The sequence below is a fragment of the Micromonospora chokoriensis genome (genome assembly GCF_000718555.1).
Taxonomy (GTDB): domain Bacteria; phylum Actinomycetota; class Actinomycetes; order Mycobacteriales; family Micromonosporaceae; genus Micromonospora; species Micromonospora chokoriensis_B.
Genome location: NZ_JOAN01000004.1, coordinates 155,728 through 175,102, shown reverse-complemented (window position 1 = coordinate 175,102; position 19,375 = coordinate 155,728). Strand labels below are relative to the sequence as shown.

Here is a 19,375-nt window from a genome sequence, read left to right as displayed (position 1 = left end):
TCAGCGGGTGGTGGCCGTGTACGGCAGGAGCGCCATCTCACGGGCGTTCTTGACCGCACGGGCGATCTGCCGCTGCTGCTGCGAGGTAACGCCGGTCACCCGACGAGCGCGGATCTTGCCGCGATCGGAGATGAACTTGCGCAGCAGCGCGGTGTCCTTGTAATCGATGTAGGCGATCCCGTCCTTGTCGAGCGGGTTCACCTTCTTCTTGGGCTTGCGCAGTGCCGCAGCCTTGGCCGTTGCACGTGCTCCTGGTTTGCGATCGCGAGCGCTAGGCGCCATTAGAACGGTGGCTCCTCGTCAAAATTGGCGCCCGAACCGGCACGCGCGGGAGAGGGAGAGGGAGCAGCCGAAGCCCAGGGGTCGTCGAAGTTGCCTCCGCCGCCACCCTGGCCGCCGCCACCGCCGCCACCGAAGCCGCCGCCACCGCCGCCGGAGCGGGACATCTTCTGCACCTTCGCCGTGGCGTAGCGCAGCGACGGGCCGATCTCGTCGACCTCAAGCTCGATGACGGTGCGCTTCTCACCCTCGCGGGTCTCGTACGACCGCTGACGCAGCCGGCCCGACACGATCACCCGAGCGCCACGCTGCAGCGACTCGGCGACGTGCTCGGCGGCCTGCCGCCACACGGTGCATGCGAGGAACAGCGGCTCGCCGTCCTTCCATTCGTTCGACGCCTTGTCCATGAAACGGGGCGTCGAAGCGACTCGGAACTTGGCGACCGCAGCCCCGGAGGGGGTGAACCGCAACTCGGGGTCATCGGTCAGATTGCCGATGACCGTGATGGTGGTGTCTCCTGCCATGACCATCTCCTCGCGCACTCAGCGTCTCGTCCTACAGGCTCGCAGAGCCGTACGACAGAGTCGCGGAGGCTGATCCGGACGAACCGGGGTTGGATGCTCTAGCGCATTTCCGGTCGGATGACCTTGGTGCGCAGCACGGACTCGTTGAGGCGCAGCTGACGGTCCAGCTCGGCCACCGCAGCAGGCGTGGCCTGCAGGTCGATGACGGCGTAGATGCCTTCGGCCTTTTTGTTGATCTCGTACGCGAGGCGCCGACGGCCCCACACGTCGGTCTTCTCAACCGAGCCACCCGCAGTCCGAATCACGTTCAGGTACGTGTCGAGCGACGGTGCAACGGTGCGCTCCTCGAGGCTGGAGTCGAGGATGACCATTAGTTCGTAGTGACGCAAGACGTGCTCACCTCCTATGGGCTAAGCGGCCACGGTCCTTCCGTGGCAGGAGGTCTTGTGTCGCTGCCCGCACGCGCCGGGGGAACCCGGCCGGACGCGGACAACCTGACCAGGATACCCGGTCCGAACGATCATGCCCGGGGGGCCGGGTGCACACCCGGACGTGCTGACGGGAGCCCACCGTCCGGCCGTCAATCGGCCGGGTGGTGGACCCCCGTCTACAAGGCCGCGGGGCGTCTGGTCCGCATTCCTTGGGTGGGACCTGGGGAGGAACGACCACACCGATGAGGTTGGACCGAAGACGCCCCGCGGAGCTTTATCGTGTTGTTATCTGACGATACAACAGCACTCGTACCTTGTCGGGGGGAAAAGCACAAATTTCCGAGATTCTTCATCGGTCGGCACTCGCGGTGCGAAGGGTCGCCCCCGCTGCGCCGGGCCGCGCGGCGGGGTGACCTCGCTGTCGGCCGTCGACCACCGGGTCGCCGTCTGCGACGCTCGCGCCGCTGGCGGCACCGGGTGCTGGTCGCCGGTTCACACACATCAACGATCGTCGGTCCATCCGGTGACGCGACACCGCCCCGGCCGTCGACCCGCCGCTGCGGGTCGCGACGTAGGCTCGCTCGCATGCGTATCGGAGCCCACGTCGATTCGACCGACCCGCTGGCGGAGGCGGCCTCCCGGTCTGCCGACACCGTGCAGTTCTTCCTCTCCGACCCACAGGGGTGGAAGGCGCCAAAGCCTCGGGAAGATGCCGAGCGGCTGCGCGCCGCCGAGGTCGACCTCTACGTGCACGCGCCGTACGTCATCAACGTGGCCACCCTCAACAACCGCATCCGGATCCCGAGCCGAAAGCTGCTGCTCGGGCATGCCAACGCGGCCGCCGCCATCGGCGCCAAGGGCCTGATCGTTCACGGCGGGCACGTCAACGCCGGCGACGACCTGGCCGTCGGCTTCGACAACTGGCGCAAGACCTTCGCGTACGCCGCTGACTCCGGCGGCTTCGGCGTGCCGGTCCTGATCGAGAACACCGCCGGCGGTGACAACGCGTGCGCCCGACGGCTGGACGCGCTCGCCCGACTGTGGGACGCCATCGGCGACCACGAGGTCGGCTTCTGCCTGGACACCTGCCACGCCTACGCGGGCGGTGAGGAGCTGCTCGGCCTGGTCGACCGCGTCAAGGCGATCACCGGAAGGATCGACCTGGTGCACGCCAACAACTCCAAGGGCGGGTTCAACTCCGGCCAGGACCGACACGACAACCTGGGCGGCGGGACGATCGACCCGGAGCTGGTGGTAGCGGTGATCCGGGCGGCCGGCGCACCGGTGGTCGTCGAGACACCGGGCGGTGTGGCCGGCCAGACCGCCGACATCGATTTTCTCCGTCAGCAACTCGGAGCGGAGAACTCGGCGGCATGACGAACGGACAGCCCGGGACCGGCAACGCCGGTTCTACCCCCACCGGCGCGGACGCCGAGAGCCGACCCGCCACCACGGCCGCAGCGGGCACCCCCGCCCAGCCGGCTCGCACCCCCGACGACGCCCCCGCTGAAACCACGGCGGTCCACTCGCCGTCGAGCGACGCGGCAACGGCCGAAGCGGCCCCGAACGGCGACCCCGCGACGAGCGGTGTCGCCAAGAAGGACGCGGCCCAGCCCGGCGGCAAGAAGGGTAGGGCGGCCAAGAAGGGCGTCACGGCGAACAAGGGGACGGCCACCGGGGGCACCGCCGAGGCCGGCACCGCAATCAGCGACAGCAGCGCCAAGGACAGCACGGAGGATGGCCCGACCAAGGACGCGAAGGCGGGCGACGCCGACGGCGACGCGAAGGCCGACGGCGAGGCGAAGTCCGACGGCGAGGCGAAGCCGGTCGGCCCGGAGCGTTGGGAGGCGTTCGCCTCCGCGCCGGAGCCGCGGCCCTCGATCTTCAGCCGAGCGGGCCGAGCCGTCGGTCGGTTCCTGATCCACGAGTGGACCCTGGCCGCCCTCGGGGCGTTGGCACTGGCCGTGGCGATGACCTGGCCGACGCTGCGCTATCCGCGCTACACCCTTCCGCAGGACTACTGGGATCCGAGCCTTCAGGCCTGGCAGATGGCCTGGTCCGGGCACATCCTGCTGGCCAACCCGGCGCACCTGTGGCAGTCCAACACGTTCTTCCCCGAGCTGTGGAGCTTCGCCTTCTCCGACACGCTGCTCGGGTACGCCCCGGCCGGAATGCTCGGCAGCGGCCCCGAGGACGCCGTGCTGCGCTACAACATCATGTTCGTGCTGGCGCACGCGCTCGCCACGCTCGGGGCGTACGCGCTGGCCCGACAGCTCGGAGCGGGCCGGATCGGTGCCGCTGTCGCTGGCGTGAGCTACGCCTACGCGCCGTGGCTGCTGGCCCAGGCCGGGCACCTGCACGTGCTCTCCAACGGTGGAATTCCGCTGGCGCTGGCGATGTTGGCGCGCGGGCACGGCTGGTCCCTGCGACACGGCTACCGACCGGAGCGCCGGCACGACGGGTGGGTATACGCCGGCTGGCTGGTGGCGGCCTGGCAACTCAGCCTCGGTTTCGGCATCGGGCTGCCATTCGCGTACCTCCTGGCCGGCGTGGTGCTCGTCGCTGCCGTCCTCTTCTACGCCCGACGGCTGCGCACCGGCCAGGCCGTACCGTTCGGTCGCCGGTTGTTCGCCGCCGACGTGCTCGGTGGGGTGTTGTTCGCCGGTGTGGGTCTGCTGATGGCGTTCCCGTTCTTCAAGGTGACCGAGCTGCACCCGTACGCCGAGCGCACCATCGCCGACATCAGCCTCTTCTCGCCGCCGGCGTCGGGCTTCGTGACGGCGCCCGCCGAGTCGCGGATCTGGGGTGGGCTGCACGAGGGGGCCCGCGCGGCGCTGCCGTGGCACCCGGAGATGACCCTGCTGCCGGGCTTCGTGCTCTACGCGCTCGCCGCGGGTGGGCTGTTCTTCTCGGTCTGGCGGTTGCGGCACCGGCTGCTGCTGCTCGCCGGGGTGCTGGTGACGATGGCGTTCGCGATGGGCACCCGGTTCTTCGACGGCACCTTCACCTACGTGCCGCTCTTCGAGCATGTGCCGGGCTGGAGCGCGTTGCGTACCCCCGGGCGGTTGATGCTCTGGACCACGTTGTTGCTGGGCCTGCTCGCGGCGGGTGCGGTCACCGCGCTCACCGACCGGGTTCGCGAGTTGACCGCGCAGCGGATTCCATCCTGGCCGGGGCCGTGGCTGCGGATGGCCACCCTGCTGCCGCTGCTGCTGGTCACCGTCGAGGGCCTGAACACCACCCCGCACCCGGTGGTGCCGACCCAACCGGCCGCGATGCGTTCGGCGCAGGGGCCGCTGCTGGTGCTGCCCAGCAACCAGAGCCTGGACCAGCACGTGATGCTCTGGTCGACCAACGGGTTCCCGGACGTGGTAAACGGCGGCAGCGGCTTCACTCCGCGCCAGCTCGACGACGTCCGTCGGGTGAGCCAGGCGTTCCCGGACCAGACCAGCGTCGACTACCTGCGCACGCTCGGCGTCCGCACGGTGGTGCTGCTGCGCGGGCAGGTCGCGGGCACGCCGTGGGAGATCAACATCGACGCGCCTGTGGAGTCGCTTGGCATCAGCCGGCAGGACGTTGGGGACGCCGTGGTCTATCGCCTTTAGGGCGGGTTTTCGGGGGAGCCCACCCGGCTCCGGGCGGTCGGGCTTGATCCCTGCGCCGGGCGGGCTCCCCCGAAAACCCTGACCTGTTCCGAGTCGCGTTCCACCTCAGGGGTCAGGTGGCGATGGGTTCCACGGAGGGCTCGCTTCTCGCGGGGCGGCGCCAGCGGTCTAGCCAGGGGGCATCTGGTGCGCCGTCGAGCACGCCGCCGTCCGGGTCGTCCGGGTAGGTGGCCCGCACCGCGTCCCGCTCGGGGTGCAGGATCTCCTTGACGACGAGCACGCAGAGCACCACCACGGTGGCCAGCCGCAGCGTCGAGGCCAGCACGAACACCCCCTCCGGGAAGACCGGACGGCTGGTTGCCGCGCCGAGCAGCTCCCCGTAGAAGGCGACGAAGTAGCAGACCTCGGCGATCTGCCAGGCCAGGAACGCACCCCACTTCGGCCGGGCCAGCACCACGAGCGGGAGCAGCCAGAGAACGAACTGCTGCGACCAGACCTTGCTGAAGATGAGGAACGCCGCCACCACCAGGAAGGCGAGCTGACCCAGCCGCGGTCGGCGCGGTGCCCGCAGCGCCAGCACGGCCACACCGAGGCAGGCCAGCCCGAACAGCGCGTACGAGAGGGTGTTGAGGGCCGGAATGTTGGCGTTCAGCCACTCGAACGGGCCGAGCTGTCCGGGGTCGTTGCCGACCTTGCCGTCCAGGTAGCGCCCGATGTACCAGAGCGTGCCCCAGTCGATCGGCCGGGTGGTGTTCAGCTCGAAGAATCGGTCCCAGTTCTCCGGGTAGGCCCGGGCGGCTGGCAGGTTCACCAGCACCACGGCGGCGATCGCCGAACCGATAGCGATGAGCGCGGCACGAACCCGGTCGGCCCGCAGCGCCAGGATGAGGATCGGCCCGAGTATGAACAGCGGCCAGAGCTTCGCCGCGCCGGCCAACCCGAGCAGCACACCGGCCAACGCCGGTCGTTTTCGAGCCCAGGCCAGCAGGCCGAAGGCGGCCAGCCCGATGGCGAGCAGGTCCCAGTTGACGGTGGCGGTGAGCACCAACGCCGGGGCCAGCGCGAACATCGCCGCGTCCCAGGGTCGTCGGCGGCGCAGGGACAGGATCACTGCCACCGTGGCCACCGCGAGCGCCCCCAACACCAGCGCATTGAGGTTGTAGAACCACTGACCCTGATTGATGCTCGGGTCGCCGTCGCCGATGGCGTGCACCGGCAGGCCCAGCGCCCCCATGAAGTAGCCGGTCAGCACCGGGTATTCCACCGGGTGGTCGCGGTAGGGCACCTTGCCCTCATTGAGCCCTTCGGCGTAATAGAGGGCGAGGACGTCGGTGTAGCAGAACCGGGTGTACTGGACGTTGTTCTGCCAGGCGCCGTCCTGGCAGGGCGACTTCTGCACCCAGTGCAGCGCGAGCGTGAGGCACACCAGCGCCAGCACGATCCGCACGGCGGTCCAGAAGCGACGCTCCGGACCGGCCGGCCGGTCCAACGCGGTCGCGTGGTCGCCCAGCGGGCCGCCGATGACGCTGGAGATGCCGCGGACGAACCCGTCGGAGCGAGACGGGTGATCGGTGGTTCCGGCGTCGTCGATGCCGGGCGTCGACTGGGTGCTCATGAAGAGGCATCCTGCCGTACGACGGGGGTGCCCGTCCTGTCCCGGCGCGGAGATCCGGGTACGAAAACGCCGCCGCCGGCGGGACGGGTCGTCCGGCCGGCGGCGGCGTGCGCTGATGCCTGTCAGTCCCGGTTGGGTGGCAGGCTGGGCAACAGCCCGCCGCCAGCACCACCGTTTCCATTGCCGCCAGGATTTCCTGGCGTGCCAGGGCCGCCGGGGTTGTTGCCATCGTTACGCGGGCAGAACGGGTCGGTCAGCGGGTTGCACGGCGGCGTGCCCCCACCCGGAATGCCGGGCAGACCCGGGATGACCGGCGGCGTCGGCGGCTTCGCGGGCTCCTTGCCATTGCCCTTCGTGACGTCGCCCTCGCCGGTGACGCTGGGCAGAGAGATCTCCTCCTGCCCAGCGAGGGCGGTGTTCATGAACTTCTCCCAGATCGGGCCGGGGAGCGTCGAGCCGCCGATGTCCTTACCGCTGGCGAGCCGGATCTGCGGCTTCCTCGGGTCCTTGCTGCCCACCCACACCGCCGTGGCGTTCTGCGGGGTGTAGCCGACCGTCCAGGCGTGCGCGTTGTCCTTGCTGTCGTACTCCCAGGTGCCGGTCTTGGCGGCGGCCTGGCGGCCATCGGCCAGGGAGATGTCGTTGGGGCGGGGGATCTGCTTCAGGACGCCGGTGACCTCATCGGTGATCTTCTTGGGGATCCGCTGCACGGGCTTGATGCGCTCGCCGCCGACCACCTTCCACTTACCGGTCTCCTTGTCCTGCTGCTCCACCTTGATGACGAAGTGCGCCTGGATGTACTTGCCGTCGTTGGCGAACGTGGCCATGGCGTTGGCGTGGTCCAACACCGTGAGCGGGTACTTGCCGAAGGCGGTGTAGTGGTCGAACGGGTTCGGCCCCTTCTTCTCCAGATCGAAGGCCTTCGGCGGGTCGACGCCCCACATGGTGGTCACGCCGGCCTTCCTGGCCATGTCGACGACCTTGTCGGAGCCGATCTCCTTCGAGACCCAGTAGAAGGGCACGTTGTACGACTGGATCGTCGACTCTTCGAGGGTGCAGTTCTTGCCGCACCTGAGGTTGGTGCGGTTGGCGTTACCGATTGCGACAGCAGAGCCCTCGGGCTTGTACGGCGTGGGGTCCCAGTGCGACTTGACCGAGATGCCGGCCTCGATCGCGGCGGCCAGGGTGTACACCTTCATCGACGAGCCCGGCTGGTGGCCACCGGTCAGGTCGCCGTTCTTGTCGGTGTTCTTGCCGGCGTAGTCGAAGTCGGCGCCGCTGTCACCCCCGTAGTAGGCGACCACGCGACCATTCTTCGGGTTGATCGAGACCACCGCCGCCATCAGGTTCTTTGGCTGGTCGTAGAGCTCGGAGCCCTTCTTCGACTGCATCGCCGTGTTCTCGGCGGCGGTCTGGAGCTTCCGATCGATTGTGGTCTGGATCCGGTAGCCGCCGACGCGCAGGGCCTCGACGCAGGTGACCTTGCCGGCCGCCCCGCTGTCGGTGCAGAGGCCCATCCGGTCCATCTCCTGGCGGACGTAGTTGATCACGTTGCCCCGCGGGCTGTCGACGCCGAACCCGGCCCCACCCTTCTTCGGAGGCGCCACCTTCGGATACTCAGTGGGTCGCTGCGGCCGATTCGGCTGGTCGAGCCAACCCTTCTTGACCATGCCGTCGATGACGTAGCGCCAGCGGGCCTGGGCTTCCTCAAGGTTGAGAGCCGGGTCGTAGCCCTTGTGGGTGGTGCTCGGCTCCGGCTGGCGGATCAGGGCGGCGAGGACCGCACCCTGCGCCACGTCCAACTTCTTGGCGTCGACGCCGAAGTAGGTCTGCGCCGCCGCCTGGATGCCGTACGCGCCGCGACCAAAATAGATCACGTTGAGGTAGTGCTCCATGATCTCGTCTTTGGTGAACTCGTCGTTCAGCTTGGAGGCGAACATCGCCTCCTTGACCTTCCGGGCGTAGCTGTCGTCCTTGAGGTTCTGGTAGGCGTTTCGCGCGTACTGCTGGGTGATGGTCGAGGCGCCCTGCTTGTCGCCGCCCGAGACGTTGTTCCAGGCGGCGCGGGCGATGCCCTTGTAGTCCACACCCGAGTGGTCGTAGAAGTTCCGGTCCTCGGCCGCCGCCACCGCGTCCCGCACGTGCTGCGGCATATCGGTGATCTTGATCAGCTGCCGGTTCTCCTCGCCGAGCTTGGCGATGATCGTCGTGTTGTCGCTCGCGTAGACGGTGGTGGAGAGCGGCAGGGGCAGCGACTGTGGCATCACCACACTTGTCGAGTAGTAGGTGAAGGTCACCACGCCGATGCCGGCGAGCATGATGAAGACCGCGAACCCGGCGATCAGCAGGTTCATCCGCTTGCGCTTCTTCGCCCGCGCTGCGGCGCCCGAGTCACCCGGGCCACGACCGCCCCGACCGGGACCGCCCGGGCCACCTGGCCCACCAGGGCCGCCGGGCCCACCGGAGACCGGTGAGACGCTCGCTCGGGCGACCGCCGCCCGGCCACCGACCGACGCGGAGCCGACGCTGGCCCGGCCCGCAGATGCGGTGCCAACCGATGCGGCACCGACGGCGGCGGCACCCACCGCAGCCCGACCTGCCGGTGCGCCCGGGGCCGGGGAGACGGGCACCGAGGCCCGACCCGCGCCAGCACGGCCGGCTGCCACACCCGGTGCCGGCGACACCGGCACCGAGGCCCGCCCGGCCCGGCCCGGCGATGCCGAACCCACCGAAGCGGACCCGGCGGCCGCACCGCCACGCGGCGGTACCGAGGCTGAACCGCCACGCGGCGGCACCGAGGCCGAACCGCCGACCGTGGCGCGACCACCAGCGGCCCGCGGTGTCACCGAGGCCCGACCCGGGGTTGCCGCGCCGCCCTCCGAGGCAGACCAGCCACTCCCGCCGGAGTCACCGCCCGGTCCGGGGTCGCCGTCCGGACCCGAGTACTGGGTCCGTCCGCGCGCAGAACTGGGATCGCCGTACGAGTTCATTCTTCACACCCTGCCGGTCGCGGTGCGGCGCGACTGCGCCGCCACCGGGTTGCCGTGAGTTGCTTCACCCTGGACACCGGCACAGGGGTGCCAGCTCCACGAGGTCATTGCCGTATCAATCGGGCCAATCGGACCAACAAGCGGTCGACCACCCCCGGTTTTGCCTGCGGCCCCGGGGCCGGTCCAACCAGCTGAGATCACCGTTGCGCCTCTCGCCTCCGCCGACCGGCGCCTTCGGCGCCCGCCGCGTCCTGTTCGCTGGTGCCGTCGCTGTCGCCGGTCAGGCCGTCCCGGCCGAGCAGGTACTGCTCGACGAGATGGTTCCAGTCGCAACCAAGGCACACCTCCACCACGAAGACCTGGAACTCACGCAGCGTCATCGCCAGCACAGGCAGCTCGGTAAGCGTGCGGGCCTGCCCGGCGGACTGCTTGAGTTCGTCGCCGTAAATGTAATGGACGAGAGTCAGGTTCTCGCTGCGACAGATCGGGCAGCGCCGGTCGGTCGGCTCGCCGTGGAACCGAGCGGCGTTCTTCAGGTACGGCGACGCGTCGCAGACGTCGTACGTGCCGACTCGCCCGGCCAGGAGCTCACGCAGCACTGCTCGCTTCTGAAGCGAGTAGTCGACGACCTGGCGCTGCGTACGCATGCGGAGAAGGGTACGCGGTCCGGCCCGACCAGGCGACCACGCTCACGATCCGTGACGACGGCATCTCGGAGCGGGGGTTTGCCCTGGCCCGCGCGACCCGCTAACGTGCGATGTATCGGTCCGATACATCGCGGCGGTTACGACTCCACGCCGGAGGGTAAAGAGAGGGTGGCCAGTGCTTGAGTTCGCCATCCTCGGCCTCCTGCAGGAGTCTCCGATGCACGGCTATGAGCTGCGCAAGGAGCTGACCGCGAAACTCGGCGCGATCCGGGCGGCGATCAGCTACGGCTCGCTCTATCCGACCCTGCGCAGGCTGCAGGCGGCGGGGTGGATCACCGAAGCTGCTGAGACACCCGCCACTGCCGAGGAGGTTCCCGCGCTGACCAGCCGACGAGGTCGGGTGGTCTACAAAATCACCGCGGAAGGCAAGGAACGCTTCGCCCAGCTGATCGCGCAGGCCGGGCCCGAGACGTACGACGACACGGGCTTCGGCGTGCACTTCGCGTTCTTCGCCCGGACCGACCAGGCGACCCGACTGCGCATTCTGGAGGGTCGCCGCCGCAAGATCGAGGAGCGTCGCGAAGGGCTTCGCGACGTGCTGGGCCGGGCGGCCGAGCGCCTCGACGCTTACACGCTGGAACTGCAGCGCCACGGCCTTGATGCCTGTGAGCGCGAGGTCCGCTGGCTGGAGGAGCTCATCGCCAACGAGCGCTCCGGCCGAGCCCCGACGGTCCCGAACATCGGGACAGCCGGCGGCCGACGAGAAGACAACAGCCCGCCTCCGCCTGGAGAGACCAGGAATGAGCGGCCGTGACAGAAAAGAAGGAGGCAGACGCTATGGGCTCCGTCCGCGTCGCCATCGTCGGTGTGGGTAACTGCGCCTCGTCCCTGGTTCAGGGCGTCGAGTACTACCGGAACGCCAACCCGAACGACCGCGTCCCGGGTCTCATGCACGTCGCCTTCGGCGACTACCACGTCAACTCCGTGGAGTTCGTCGCGGCGTTCGACGTGGACGCCAAGAAGGTGGGCATGGACCTCGCGGAGGCGATCGTCGCCAGCGAGAACAACACCATCAAGCTCTGCGACGTGCCGCCGACCGGCGTCAGCGTGCAGCGCGGTCCGACCTTCGACGGTCTGGGCCAGTACTACCGCGAGATCGTCGAGGAGTCGGACGCCACCCCGGTCGACGTGGCGCAGGCGCTGCGCGACGCGCAGGTCGACGTCGTCGTCTGCTACCTGCCGGTCGGCTCCGAGCAGGCCGCCAAGTACTACGCCCAGGCGGCGATCGACGCCGGTTGCGCGTTCGTCAACGCCCTGCCGGTCTTCATCGCCTCGGACCCCGAGTGGGCCCAGAAGTTCACCGACGCGGGCCTGCCGATCGTCGGTGACGACATCAAGAGCCAGGTCGGCGCCACCATCGTGCACCGCGCTCTCGCGAAGCTCTTCGAGGACCGCGGCGTCGAGCTGCTGCGCACGTACCAGCTCAACTTCGGCGGCAACATGGACTTCATGAACATGCTGGAGCGCAAGCGGCTGGTCTCGAAGAAGATCTCGAAGACCCAGTCGGTCACCTCGCAGATCCCGCACGAGATGAGCAAGAGCGACGTGCACATCGGCCCGTCGGACCACGTGCCGTGGCTGGACGACCGCAAGTGGGCGTACATCCGCCTGGAGGGTCGTTCGTTCGGTGACACCCCGCTGAACGCCGAGCTCAAGCTCGAGGTGTGGGACTCTCCGAACTCGGCCGGCGTCATCATCGACGCAGTCCGGGCCGCGAAGATCGCGCTGGACCGGAAGATCGGCGGCCCGATCCTGTCGGCCTCGTCGTACTTCATGAAGTCCCCGCCGGTGCAGTACGCCGACCACGACGCCCACCAGGCCGTCGAGGAGTTCATCGCCGGCGAGGTCGAGCGCTGACCCGCTGAGCACCAAGCACGGCCGAGGGCCGGGTCCGAACGGACCCGGCCCTCGCCGCGTTCAGTGCCTCGCCGTTGAGTACGGCGACCGGCTCACTTCCAGCTCGGCGTGCCCGCCTGGGCCTGCGCGGCCCGCTTCGCCCTACGCTGCTCGGGCGTCTCGGCTGCGCCACGCGCCGTCGAGTTCGCGGCGAAGGGCAGGATCTCCGGGAAGACCTCGCCGACGCCGACCACGAACGCCACCACGTCGATGATGATGTGGGTGGTCCGGGCGGCGTAGACGGAGATGACGTCGGTCGCGTTCTCGTCCCGGTAACCGACGCCCGACATGAACGAGTTCGCCACCACCTGGTTGGTCAGGTAGTTGATCGTCGAGAAGTTCGCCGGGCGCGGGGTGCCGAACGGGAAGATCTGCACGAAGCCCGAGGCGACCGCGGTGGTCACGGTGAGGTTGCCGAAGAGGGCGTCGCCGAAGTAGACGAAGTCGCTCAGGTTGATGTGGATCGTCTGGCCGTCCCGCAGGCGGCCCGAGCTGTCCAGGGTGGTCGACGACTGGTTCAGAATCCGCTTACGCGACGCCGCCGCGCGGGTGTCGACGACGCGCTGCGGCGTGATCGGGACGATCTGGTTCGAGTTGCCGGTGGTGTGCACGTAGTCGAGGTACTTGTCACCGCCGAACTCGGTGACCAACTGGATGTTGCCGTAGTTGTCCAGGCCGATCGAGCCGCCGGGCGAGTCGGGGTGCAGAAAATCGCCGCTGGGCGCCAGCTGCAGCGCCGGGCGGGCCAGCACCGCGCCGTTCGAGGCGGTGGTGCTCGTGTTCGCCAGCCGCAGCGTGGGGCCGGTCCCGGTGCTGGTCAGCGCCGTGGTGGTGGCACCGGCGGCGTTGGCGGCACCCTGAACCACCGGGTCACCCGCCGCGGCCTGAGCGGGCGCGGCAACGGCGGCGCCGACCACAGTGGTGCCGGCAACACCCGCCGCGACGGTGCCGGCGCGGCGCAGCAGCCGCCGACGGTTGACGGTCTTGTCCTGGTTCTCGGTCACAGGTCCCCCGCGATAGTCGGTGAAATGACGACCGATCATGACGGGTGAGACTGGGTATCCACATCGACCGATCGGCTGATGAACACGACCCGTTTCGAACAGATTGGCCCGTTGAGACCGATCAGGACCACGCTTGTTGTAGAGCCACCCGGGCCTCCAACTCCAGCAGGTGCACCTTGCGCGGCAGGCCACCCCCGAAGCCGACGAGCCGCCCGCCAGCACCGACGATGCGGTGGCACGGCACGATGACCGGGATGGGGTTCCGGTTGCAGGCCACCCCCACCGCCCGGGCGGCACCGGCGTCGCCGACCCGACGCGCCACCTCGCCGTAGGTAAGTGTCTCGCCGTACGGGATCAGAGTCATCTCCCGCCACACCGCCCGTTCGAAGTCCGAACCACGGGGGATGGTCACCGGGACGGCGAACCCGGTCAGCTCACCGGCGAAGTACGCCCGCAGCTCGGCGACGGCCTGCCGGGACAACTCGTGGTCAGGCTCGTCGGCCGCCGCGTCGACCCGGCCGAAGTGCGCGCCGCAGACGCTCGCACCGTCGCTGGCCACGGAGAACTCGCCGATCGGTGAGTCGAGCACGGTCCAACGCATCCACCCATTGTCCCCGACTCCCGCCGGCGGTGACCGACCCGTTGCCCGTTGCGCGGCGTCGATACCGTTCGGGTCGTGGCAACGGGGACGCTCATCTTTCTGATCATCGGTGGGGCGGGCATCGGCGTGCTCGCGCTCGCATTGCTCGGCACCGAGATTCTCCAGTTCGGGCATCCCGACGTGGACGGCCCGATCTCGGTCGAGACGGTCGCCGGCTTCGCCGGGGCGTTCGGGTTCGGCGCCGCCATCGTCAACGAACTGCTCGGTGCGCGTACACCTGGCATGATCGTCGGCGCGACGGCCGGCGGCTTGCTGGCGGCCGTGCCCACCGGCTGGTTGGCCTCCCGGCTGAGCCGGGCGGCCAGGAACATGCGCACCGACCCCACTCCCACCCGCGACGACCTGGTCGGAGCGCTCGGCCTGGTTGTCACCCCGGTGCCGGTCAACGGCTACGGCGAGGTCCGGGTACGCCTCGCCGGTCAGCCGGTCAAGCTCAGCGCCCGCGCGGACCAGCCGATACCGATCGGCACCCAGGTCTTCGTCGTGCAGGCACTCAGCGAGACCAGCGTGCACGTCGAAACCTACTGACTTCCCCCTCCTAGACGGGACTCCTCGTATGGCCCTGTTAATCGCCATTGGTGGCGCGGTCCTCCTCGCGCTCATCCTGGTGCTCTTCGTGCTCTCCCGGATCAAGGTGGCCGGCCCGAACGAGGCGTTCATCGTCACCGGCCGCAAGGGCCGCACCACGCAGACCGCCGACGGCGGGCGGTCGACCGACAACTCCGGTCAGAAGGTCGTGCTGGGCGCCTCGGTCTTCGTGCTGCCGGTGGTGCAGAAGCTCCAGTCGCTCGACCTGTCCAGCCGCCGGATCGACGTCGGCATCCGGGGTGCGGTGAGCAAGCAGGGCATCCGCGCCGACCTGCACGGCGTGGCGATCGTCAAGGTCGGCGGCACCGAGGACGCGATCCGCGCTGCCGCCCAGCGGTTCCTGCACCAACAGGACGAGATCGACAACTTCACCCGTGAGGTGCTCGCCGGAGCGCTGCGCTCGATCGTCGGCCGGCTCACCGTCGAGGAGGTCATCCGGGACCGGGCGGCGTTCGCCAGCGCCGTGGCCGAGGAGGCCGAACACTCGATGACCAACCAGGGTCTGGTGCTGGACACCTTCCAGCTCCAGGACATCCTCGCCGAAGGGTCCTACCTGCAGGACCTGGGTCGACCCGAGGCCGCCCGGGTGCTCAAGGACGCCGCCATCGCCGAGGCGCGGGCCCGGCAGCAGGCCGAGCAGGAGCGGCTGCTCGCCGAGGAGGCCATCGCCGAGGCGAACCGGAACCTGTCCCTCAAGCAGGCCGGCATCCAGGCCGAGATCGACGCCGCGAAGGCGAAGTCCGCCGCGGCCGGCCCGCTCGCCCAGGCGGAACGGGACCAGGCGATCCTCTCCGAGCAGCAGAAGGTCGCCGAGCGCAACGCCGAACTCAAGCAGCGCCAACTCGACACCGAGGTACGCAAGCCGGCGGACGCGGCCCGGTACAAGGTGGAGCAGGAGGCCGAGGCTTCCCGCGCCGCGGCGGTGCTGCACGCGGACGCGCAGCGGCAGTCGGTCATCGCCGCCGCGCAGGCCTCCGCCGAGCAGGCCCGGCTCACCGGTGAAGGCGAGCGGGCCCGGCGTGCCGCGCTCGCCGAGGCGAACGCGATCGAGGGTGCCAAGGAAGGTGAGGCCGAGCAGCGCCGACGCTCCGCGATCGCCGAGGCGGTCGAGCGGGAGGGCCAGGCCGAGGCGGCGGCCATCCTGGCCAAGGGCGAGGCCGAGGCCGACGCGATGGCGCGCAAGGCCGAGGCGTTCGCCGCGTACGGCGAGGCAGCGGTGCTGGACCTGCTGGTCAGGGTGCTGCCGAAGGTCGTGGAGGCGGCCAGCGCACCGATCGGGGCGATCGACAAGATGACCGTCATCTCCACCGACGGCGCGTCGTCGCTGACCAAGTCGGTGGCCGGCAACGTGGCCCAAGGGCTCCAGCTCGGCAGCGACCTCACCGGGATCGACCTGCCCGGCCTGCTGGCCCGGCTCGGCGCGGCGTCCTCTTCGACCGGCAACGGCACCTCGTCGGTGGACGGGACGGCCGTCGAAACCCGCTGACCTGGTACGCCGACGGGCGTCGCCCTGAACCTCGGGGACGACGCCCGTCGGCGTAACGCGAAGGCGTGGAGCGGGTTAGTTGATCAGACCCTCGGCGCGGGCCCAGCGCAGCAGTTCCACCTCGGCGGCGTCCCGGTCCAGTGGGCCGTGTTCGAGGCGCTGCTCCTTGAGGTGCTTCCAGGCCCGCCCGACCACCGGCCCCGGCGGCACGCCGAGCAGCTCCATGATCGCGTTGCCGTCCAGGTCGGGCCGGACCCGCGCCAGGTCCTCCTCGGCCGCGATCCGGGCGATCCGGTCTTCCAGCGCGTCGTAGTCGGCGGCGAGCTGGGCGGCCTTGCGCCGGTTACGGGTCGTGCAGTCCGAACGGGTCAGCTTGTGCAGTCGGGGCAGCAGATCACCGGCATCGGCGACGTAGCGGCGCACCGCCGAGTCGGTCCACTCGCCCCGCCCGTACCCGTAGAAGCGCAGGTGCAGCGCGACCAGCGCGGTCACCTTCGCGGTGATCTCCTTCGGGTACCGCATCGCCTTCATCCGGGCCTTGGTCAGCCGGGCACCGACCACCTCGTGGTGGTGGAAGCTGACCCGGCCGTCGGGGGCGGCGGCCTTGGTCGCCGGCTTGCCCACGTCGTGCATGAGGGCGGCCATCCGCAGGATGAAGTCGCAGCCCTCATCTTCGTAGGAGACCGCGTTCTCGACGACCGTCAACGTGTGCTCGTAGACGTCCTTGTGCTGCGCGTGCTCGTCGATCTCCAGCTTCAGCCCGGTCAACTCCGGCAGGAAACGCTCGGCCAACCCCGTGTCGACGAGCAGCCGCAGCCCGGTGATCGGGTCCGCGCCGCAGAGCAGCTTGGTGAACTCGTCGCGGATCCGCTCGGCGGTGATCCGGTCCAGGTCCGCCGACATCTCACTCATCGCCCGGTGCGCGTCGAGGTCGACGACGAAGCCGAGCTGGGCGGCGAACCGGGCGGCCCGCAGCATTCGCAGCGGGTCGTCACCGAAGGACTCACGTGGCGTGCTGGGGGTACGGATCACCTTGGCCGAGATGTCGTCCAGCCCGCCGTGCGGGTCGGTGAACCGGTGGTCCGGCAGGCTGACCGCCATCGCGTTGATGGTGAAGTCGCGCCGCTTCAGGTCCTCGTCGAGGCTGGTGCCGTACACCACTACCGGGTTGCGGCTGACCTGGTCGTACGACTCCGCGCGGAACGTGGTGATCTCCAGCCGGAGACCGTCGCGCTGAGCGCCGATGGTGCCGAACTCCCGACCGGTCTCCCAGATCGACTCGGCCCAGCCCTTGATGATCCGCAGGGTCTCGTCGGGGTGCGCGTCGGTGCAGAAGTCGAGGTCGTCCCCGAGACGACCGAGCAGGGCATCCCGCACCGAACCGCCCACCAGGTGCAGTTCGTGACCAGCGCGGACGAACCGGCGGCCCAACTCGTCGGCGACCGGGGACACCCGGAGCAGTTCGGCGACGGCGTTGCGCTGCGCGGCGGTGAGTTCACGGCGGTCAGCGGCGTGAGGAACGGAAGCTTCGGACATGGGATCGCCAGCTTATCGGGCCAGGGTGTGATCCGATCCGCCGGGCGCGGGTAATGGGCGTGGGTTGACTATGGTCTGTGGCGTGCGGGTCGGTGTCCGACTCGACGTACCCCTGGGAGGCTGGAGATGAGCGGCGGGCTCTACCGCAGCGCCAACGCCGCGAACGATGGCGGGGCCGGAGCTGGCGCCCGTCCCGGGGACGGCGCCACGTTCATCTCCGCCGAGCCACTGAACCAGCCGGCCATGGAGTCGACCGCACCGCCGCAGGAGCAGGTGGCCGAGGCGAGCGCGGCGACCAACAGCGCGGTGATGGCGATCGGCAGCCTGGTCAGCCGGGGCACCGGCTTTCTGCGTACGTTGGCGTTGACCGCCGCGCTGGGTGGCGCGCTGGTAGGCGACGCGTACACCACCGCGCAGATCCTGCCCGGCATGGTCTACGAGTTCCTACTCGGCGGCATCCTCACCAGCGTGCTGATCCCGGTGCTGGTCCGTCGGCGCAAGGTCGACGCCGACGGTGGTCAGGCGTACGCCCAACGGTTGCTGACCCTCGCCGTGCTGACCCTGGCGGGAGCGGCCCTGCTGGCTGTGCTCGCGGCCGGACTGCTGACCAAGCTCTACGCCGGCGAAGACACCGGAGAAGATTTCCGGGGCCTGGTCAAGGCCCTGTCGTACCTGATGTTGCCGATGATCTTCTTCACCGGTCTCAGCGCGCTGATCAGCGCGGTGCTGAACACGCGCGGGCACTTCGCCGCGCCGATGTGGGCGCCGATCCTCAACAACATCGTGGTGATCAGCACCGCTGGGCTGTACATCGCGATCTTCGGCGCGGAGATCGTCAAGCCGGCGGAGATGACCCCCGGCCGGATCCTGCTGATCGGCGGCGGCACCCTGCTCGGCGTGGCGATCCAGGCCGCCGGGCTACTGCCGGCGCTGCGCAAGGTCGGCTTCCGGTGGCGGTTCCGGTTCGACTTCCGCACCCTCGGGCTGCGCGAGCTGGGGCGTCTCGGCGGCTGGATGTTCTGCTACGTCGCGGTGAGCCAGGTCGGCCTCATCGTGCTGTTCAACCTGCTGAACCGGGCGGGCAAGGAGAACGCGGCCGGTCCACTTATCTACAACAACGTGTTCCTGCTGCTGATGATGGCGCACGGCATCATCGCCGTCTCGATCATCACGGCGCTGATGCCCCGGATGAGCGCGGCCGCTGCCGACGGCCGGTACTCCGACGTCGCCGCCGATCTGTCCCGTGGCACGCGCACCGTCTCGGCGGTGCTCGCCCCGATCGCGGTCTGCTACGCGGTGCTGGCCACCCCGCTGGCGGTGGCGCTGTTCCGCTACGGCGCGTTCAGCGACGAGAACGCGGCGGACACCTCGCTGGTGCTGCTGCTGGCTGCGCTGGCGTTGGTGCCGTTCGCGATCAGTCAGCTCTTCACGTTCGCCTTCTACGCCCTACCGGACACCCGCACCCCGGCGCTGATCAACATCCCGGTGGTGGCCCTGCGGATCGGCGTGCAGGTGGTGCTCTACGTCGCCTTCGCCGCCCACTTCGCCGCCGCCGGCATGATGATCGGCAACACCGTCTCCTACCTTGCGGCGGCGTTCGCCTCAGCCTGGCTGTTGCGGCCCCGGGTGGGCCGGATCGGGATGGGTGCCATCCTGCGCACCCTCGGCCGAGTGGCGGTTGCCGCGTTGGGGGCCGCGTTGGTCGGCCTTCTCGTCGTGAACCTGCTGCCCGGCGGCGACCGGCCGAGTTGGATGCAGGCGGTGATCCAGCTCGTGATCGGCGGCGTGGTGATCGGCGGGACCTACCTGGGTCTGGCCATGCTGCTGCGGATCGGCGAGATCACCGAGGTGGTCGGCATGGTTCGCCGCCGCCTCGGTCGCTGAAAGACAGCATCCGATCACAACAAGTTGACACTCATACGGACCGTGACCACGGATCACCAGGCTGGGGATGTCCCTGTGGATAACTCCGCGATTCGCCGGTCAACCACCGCATCGGCCTGTGGATAACCAACCGTACGGCTGAGGGTGGCAACCCGTTCGGGGGGAACAT

At 69.5% G+C, this 19,375-nt stretch carries 16 protein-coding genes; 7 read left to right on the top strand and 9 right to left on the bottom strand.

Annotated features, from left to right (window positions below):
- The 3 genes from rpsR to rpsF all read right to left on the bottom strand — a co-directional run bounded on the left by rpsR (window position 1) and on the right by rpsF (window position 1,192).
- Entirely contained in the window at window positions 1-282 is a 282-nt protein-coding gene (gene rpsR, locus IF46_RS0108245) for a 30S ribosomal protein S18 (protein WP_051723758.1), read from the bottom strand.
- A complete protein-coding gene (locus tag IF46_RS0108240; protein ID WP_030487687.1) occupies window positions 282-821 on the bottom strand; it encodes a single-stranded DNA-binding protein in 540 nt (179 codons plus the stop codon). The genes rpsR and IF46_RS0108240 overlap by 1 nt, the downstream gene beginning before the upstream one ends.
- A gap of 80 nt (window positions 822-901) precedes the next feature.
- Window positions 902-1,192 carry a 30S ribosomal protein S6 gene (rpsF, locus tag IF46_RS0108235; RefSeq protein WP_036391391.1) on the bottom strand — a complete coding sequence of 97 codons (291 nt, stop codon included), beginning with the start codon at window positions 1,190-1,192 and terminating at the stop codon, window positions 902-904.
- A 627-nt stretch (window positions 1,193-1,819) separates the two neighbouring features.
- Here rpsF and IF46_RS0108230 point away from each other — a divergent pair.
- Entirely contained in the window at window positions 1,820-2,611 is a 792-nt protein-coding gene (locus IF46_RS0108230; protein ID WP_030487685.1) for a deoxyribonuclease IV, read from the top strand.
- Window positions 2,608-4,839 (top strand): hypothetical protein, encoded by a 2,232-nt coding sequence (locus IF46_RS0108225; RefSeq protein ID WP_030487684.1) that lies wholly within the window; start codon window positions 2,608-2,610, stop codon window positions 4,837-4,839. Before IF46_RS0108230 ends, IF46_RS0108225 begins: the two co-directional genes overlap by 4 nt.
- A gap of 112 nt (window positions 4,840-4,951) precedes the next feature.
- On the opposite strand, the gene IF46_RS0108220 is transcribed toward IF46_RS0108225, so the two are convergent.
- The 3 genes from IF46_RS0108220 to IF46_RS0108210 form a co-directional block, all read right to left on the bottom strand.
- On the bottom strand, window positions 4,952-6,454 hold the full coding sequence (locus IF46_RS0108220; protein WP_030487683.1) for a glycosyltransferase family 87 protein: 1,503 nt from the start codon (window positions 6,452-6,454) through the stop codon (window positions 4,952-4,954).
- A gap of 122 nt (window positions 6,455-6,576) precedes the next feature.
- Window positions 6,577-9,444 carry a transglycosylase domain-containing protein gene (locus tag IF46_RS32345; RefSeq protein WP_084597823.1) on the bottom strand — a complete coding sequence of 956 codons (2,868 nt, stop codon included), beginning with the start codon at window positions 9,442-9,444 and terminating at the stop codon, window positions 6,577-6,579.
- Window positions 9,445-9,641: 197 nt separating this feature from the next.
- Window positions 9,642-10,091 carry a DUF5318 domain-containing protein gene (locus IF46_RS0108210; RefSeq protein WP_030487681.1) on the bottom strand — a complete coding sequence of 150 codons (450 nt, stop codon included), beginning with the start codon at window positions 10,089-10,091 and terminating at the stop codon, window positions 9,642-9,644.
- Window positions 10,092-10,266: 175 nt separating this feature from the next.
- Between IF46_RS0108210 and IF46_RS0108205 the strand changes: the two genes are divergently transcribed.
- Both IF46_RS0108205 and IF46_RS0108200 read left to right on the top strand, forming a co-directional pair.
- On the top strand, window positions 10,267-10,905 hold the full coding sequence (locus tag IF46_RS0108205) for a PadR family transcriptional regulator (RefSeq protein ID WP_030331823.1): 639 nt from the start codon (window positions 10,267-10,269) through the stop codon (window positions 10,903-10,905).
- 23 nt (window positions 10,906-10,928) lie between these two features.
- The gene (locus IF46_RS0108200) at window positions 10,929-12,008 is read left to right on the top strand and encodes an inositol-3-phosphate synthase (RefSeq protein ID WP_030487680.1); all 1,080 of its coding nucleotides are present in this window, start codon (window positions 10,929-10,931) and stop codon (window positions 12,006-12,008) included.
- Between the two features lie 92 nt (window positions 12,009-12,100).
- On the opposite strand, the gene IF46_RS0108195 is transcribed toward IF46_RS0108200, so the two are convergent.
- The gene (locus tag IF46_RS0108195; RefSeq protein WP_030487679.1) at window positions 12,101-13,051 is read right to left on the bottom strand and encodes a hypothetical protein; all 951 of its coding nucleotides are present in this window, start codon (window positions 13,049-13,051) and stop codon (window positions 12,101-12,103) included.
- 121 nt (window positions 13,052-13,172) lie between these two features.
- Window positions 13,173-13,652: a methylated-DNA--[protein]-cysteine S-methyltransferase gene (locus IF46_RS0108190; RefSeq protein WP_030487678.1), complete on the bottom strand. Its 480-nt coding sequence runs from the start codon at window positions 13,650-13,652 to the stop codon at window positions 13,173-13,175.
- A gap of 75 nt (window positions 13,653-13,727) precedes the next feature.
- Between IF46_RS0108190 and IF46_RS0108185 the strand changes: the two genes are divergently transcribed.
- Together IF46_RS0108185 and IF46_RS0108180 are read left to right on the top strand one after the other, a co-directional pair.
- A complete protein-coding gene (locus IF46_RS0108185) occupies window positions 13,728-14,240 on the top strand; it encodes an NfeD family protein (protein WP_232233969.1) in 513 nt (170 codons plus the stop codon).
- 28 nt (window positions 14,241-14,268) lie between these two features.
- Window positions 14,269-15,786, top strand: coding sequence for a flotillin family protein (locus tag IF46_RS0108180; protein WP_030487676.1), 1,518 nt, complete (start codon window positions 14,269-14,271; stop codon window positions 15,784-15,786).
- A 75-nt stretch (window positions 15,787-15,861) separates the two neighbouring features.
- Here IF46_RS0108180 and IF46_RS0108175 read toward each other — a convergent pair whose 3' ends face one another.
- On the bottom strand, window positions 15,862-17,322 hold the full coding sequence (locus tag IF46_RS0108175) for a CCA tRNA nucleotidyltransferase (RefSeq protein WP_030487675.1): 1,461 nt from the start codon (window positions 17,320-17,322) through the stop codon (window positions 15,862-15,864).
- A 126-nt stretch (window positions 17,323-17,448) separates the two neighbouring features.
- Here IF46_RS0108175 and murJ point away from each other — a divergent pair, with 126 nt between their 5' ends.
- Window positions 17,449-19,206, top strand: a complete 1,758-nt coding sequence (murJ, locus tag IF46_RS0108170) for a murein biosynthesis integral membrane protein MurJ (protein ID WP_030487674.1) — start codon at window positions 17,449-17,451, stop codon at window positions 19,204-19,206.
- Window positions 19,207-19,375 lie beyond the last annotated feature (169 nt).

Excerpts from the sequence above, each read along its gene's own strand:
- rpsR (WP_051723758.1), bottom strand. The coding sequence starts at position 282 with ATGGCGCCTAGCGCTCGCGATCGCAAACCAGGAGCACGTGCAACGGCC.
- IF46_RS0108230 (WP_030487685.1), top strand. The coding sequence starts at position 1,820 with ATGCGTATCGGAGCCCACGTCGATTCGACCGACCCGCTGGCGGAGGCG.
- IF46_RS0108225 (WP_030487684.1), top strand. The coding sequence starts at position 2,608 with ATGACGAACGGACAGCCCGGGACCGGCAACGCCGGTTCTACCCCCACC.
- IF46_RS0108220 (WP_030487683.1), bottom strand. The coding sequence starts at position 6,454 with ATGAGCACCCAGTCGACGCCCGGCATCGACGACGCCGGAACCACCGAT.
- IF46_RS32345 (WP_084597823.1), bottom strand. The coding sequence starts at position 9,444 with ATGAACTCGTACGGCGATCCCAGTTCTGCGCGCGGACGGACCCAGTAC.
- IF46_RS0108210 (WP_030487681.1), bottom strand. The coding sequence starts at position 10,091 with ATGCGTACGCAGCGCCAGGTCGTCGACTACTCGCTTCAGAAGCGAGCA.
- IF46_RS0108200 (WP_030487680.1), top strand. The coding sequence starts at position 10,929 with ATGGGCTCCGTCCGCGTCGCCATCGTCGGTGTGGGTAACTGCGCCTCG.
- IF46_RS0108190 (WP_030487678.1), bottom strand. The coding sequence starts at position 13,652 with ATGCGTTGGACCGTGCTCGACTCACCGATCGGCGAGTTCTCCGTGGCC.
- IF46_RS0108180 (WP_030487676.1), top strand. The coding sequence starts at position 14,269 with ATGGCCCTGTTAATCGCCATTGGTGGCGCGGTCCTCCTCGCGCTCATC.
- IF46_RS0108175 (WP_030487675.1), bottom strand. The coding sequence starts at position 17,322 with ATGTCCGAAGCTTCCGTTCCTCACGCCGCTGACCGCCGTGAACTCACC.
- murJ (WP_030487674.1), top strand. The coding sequence starts at position 17,449 with ATGAGCGGCGGGCTCTACCGCAGCGCCAACGCCGCGAACGATGGCGGG.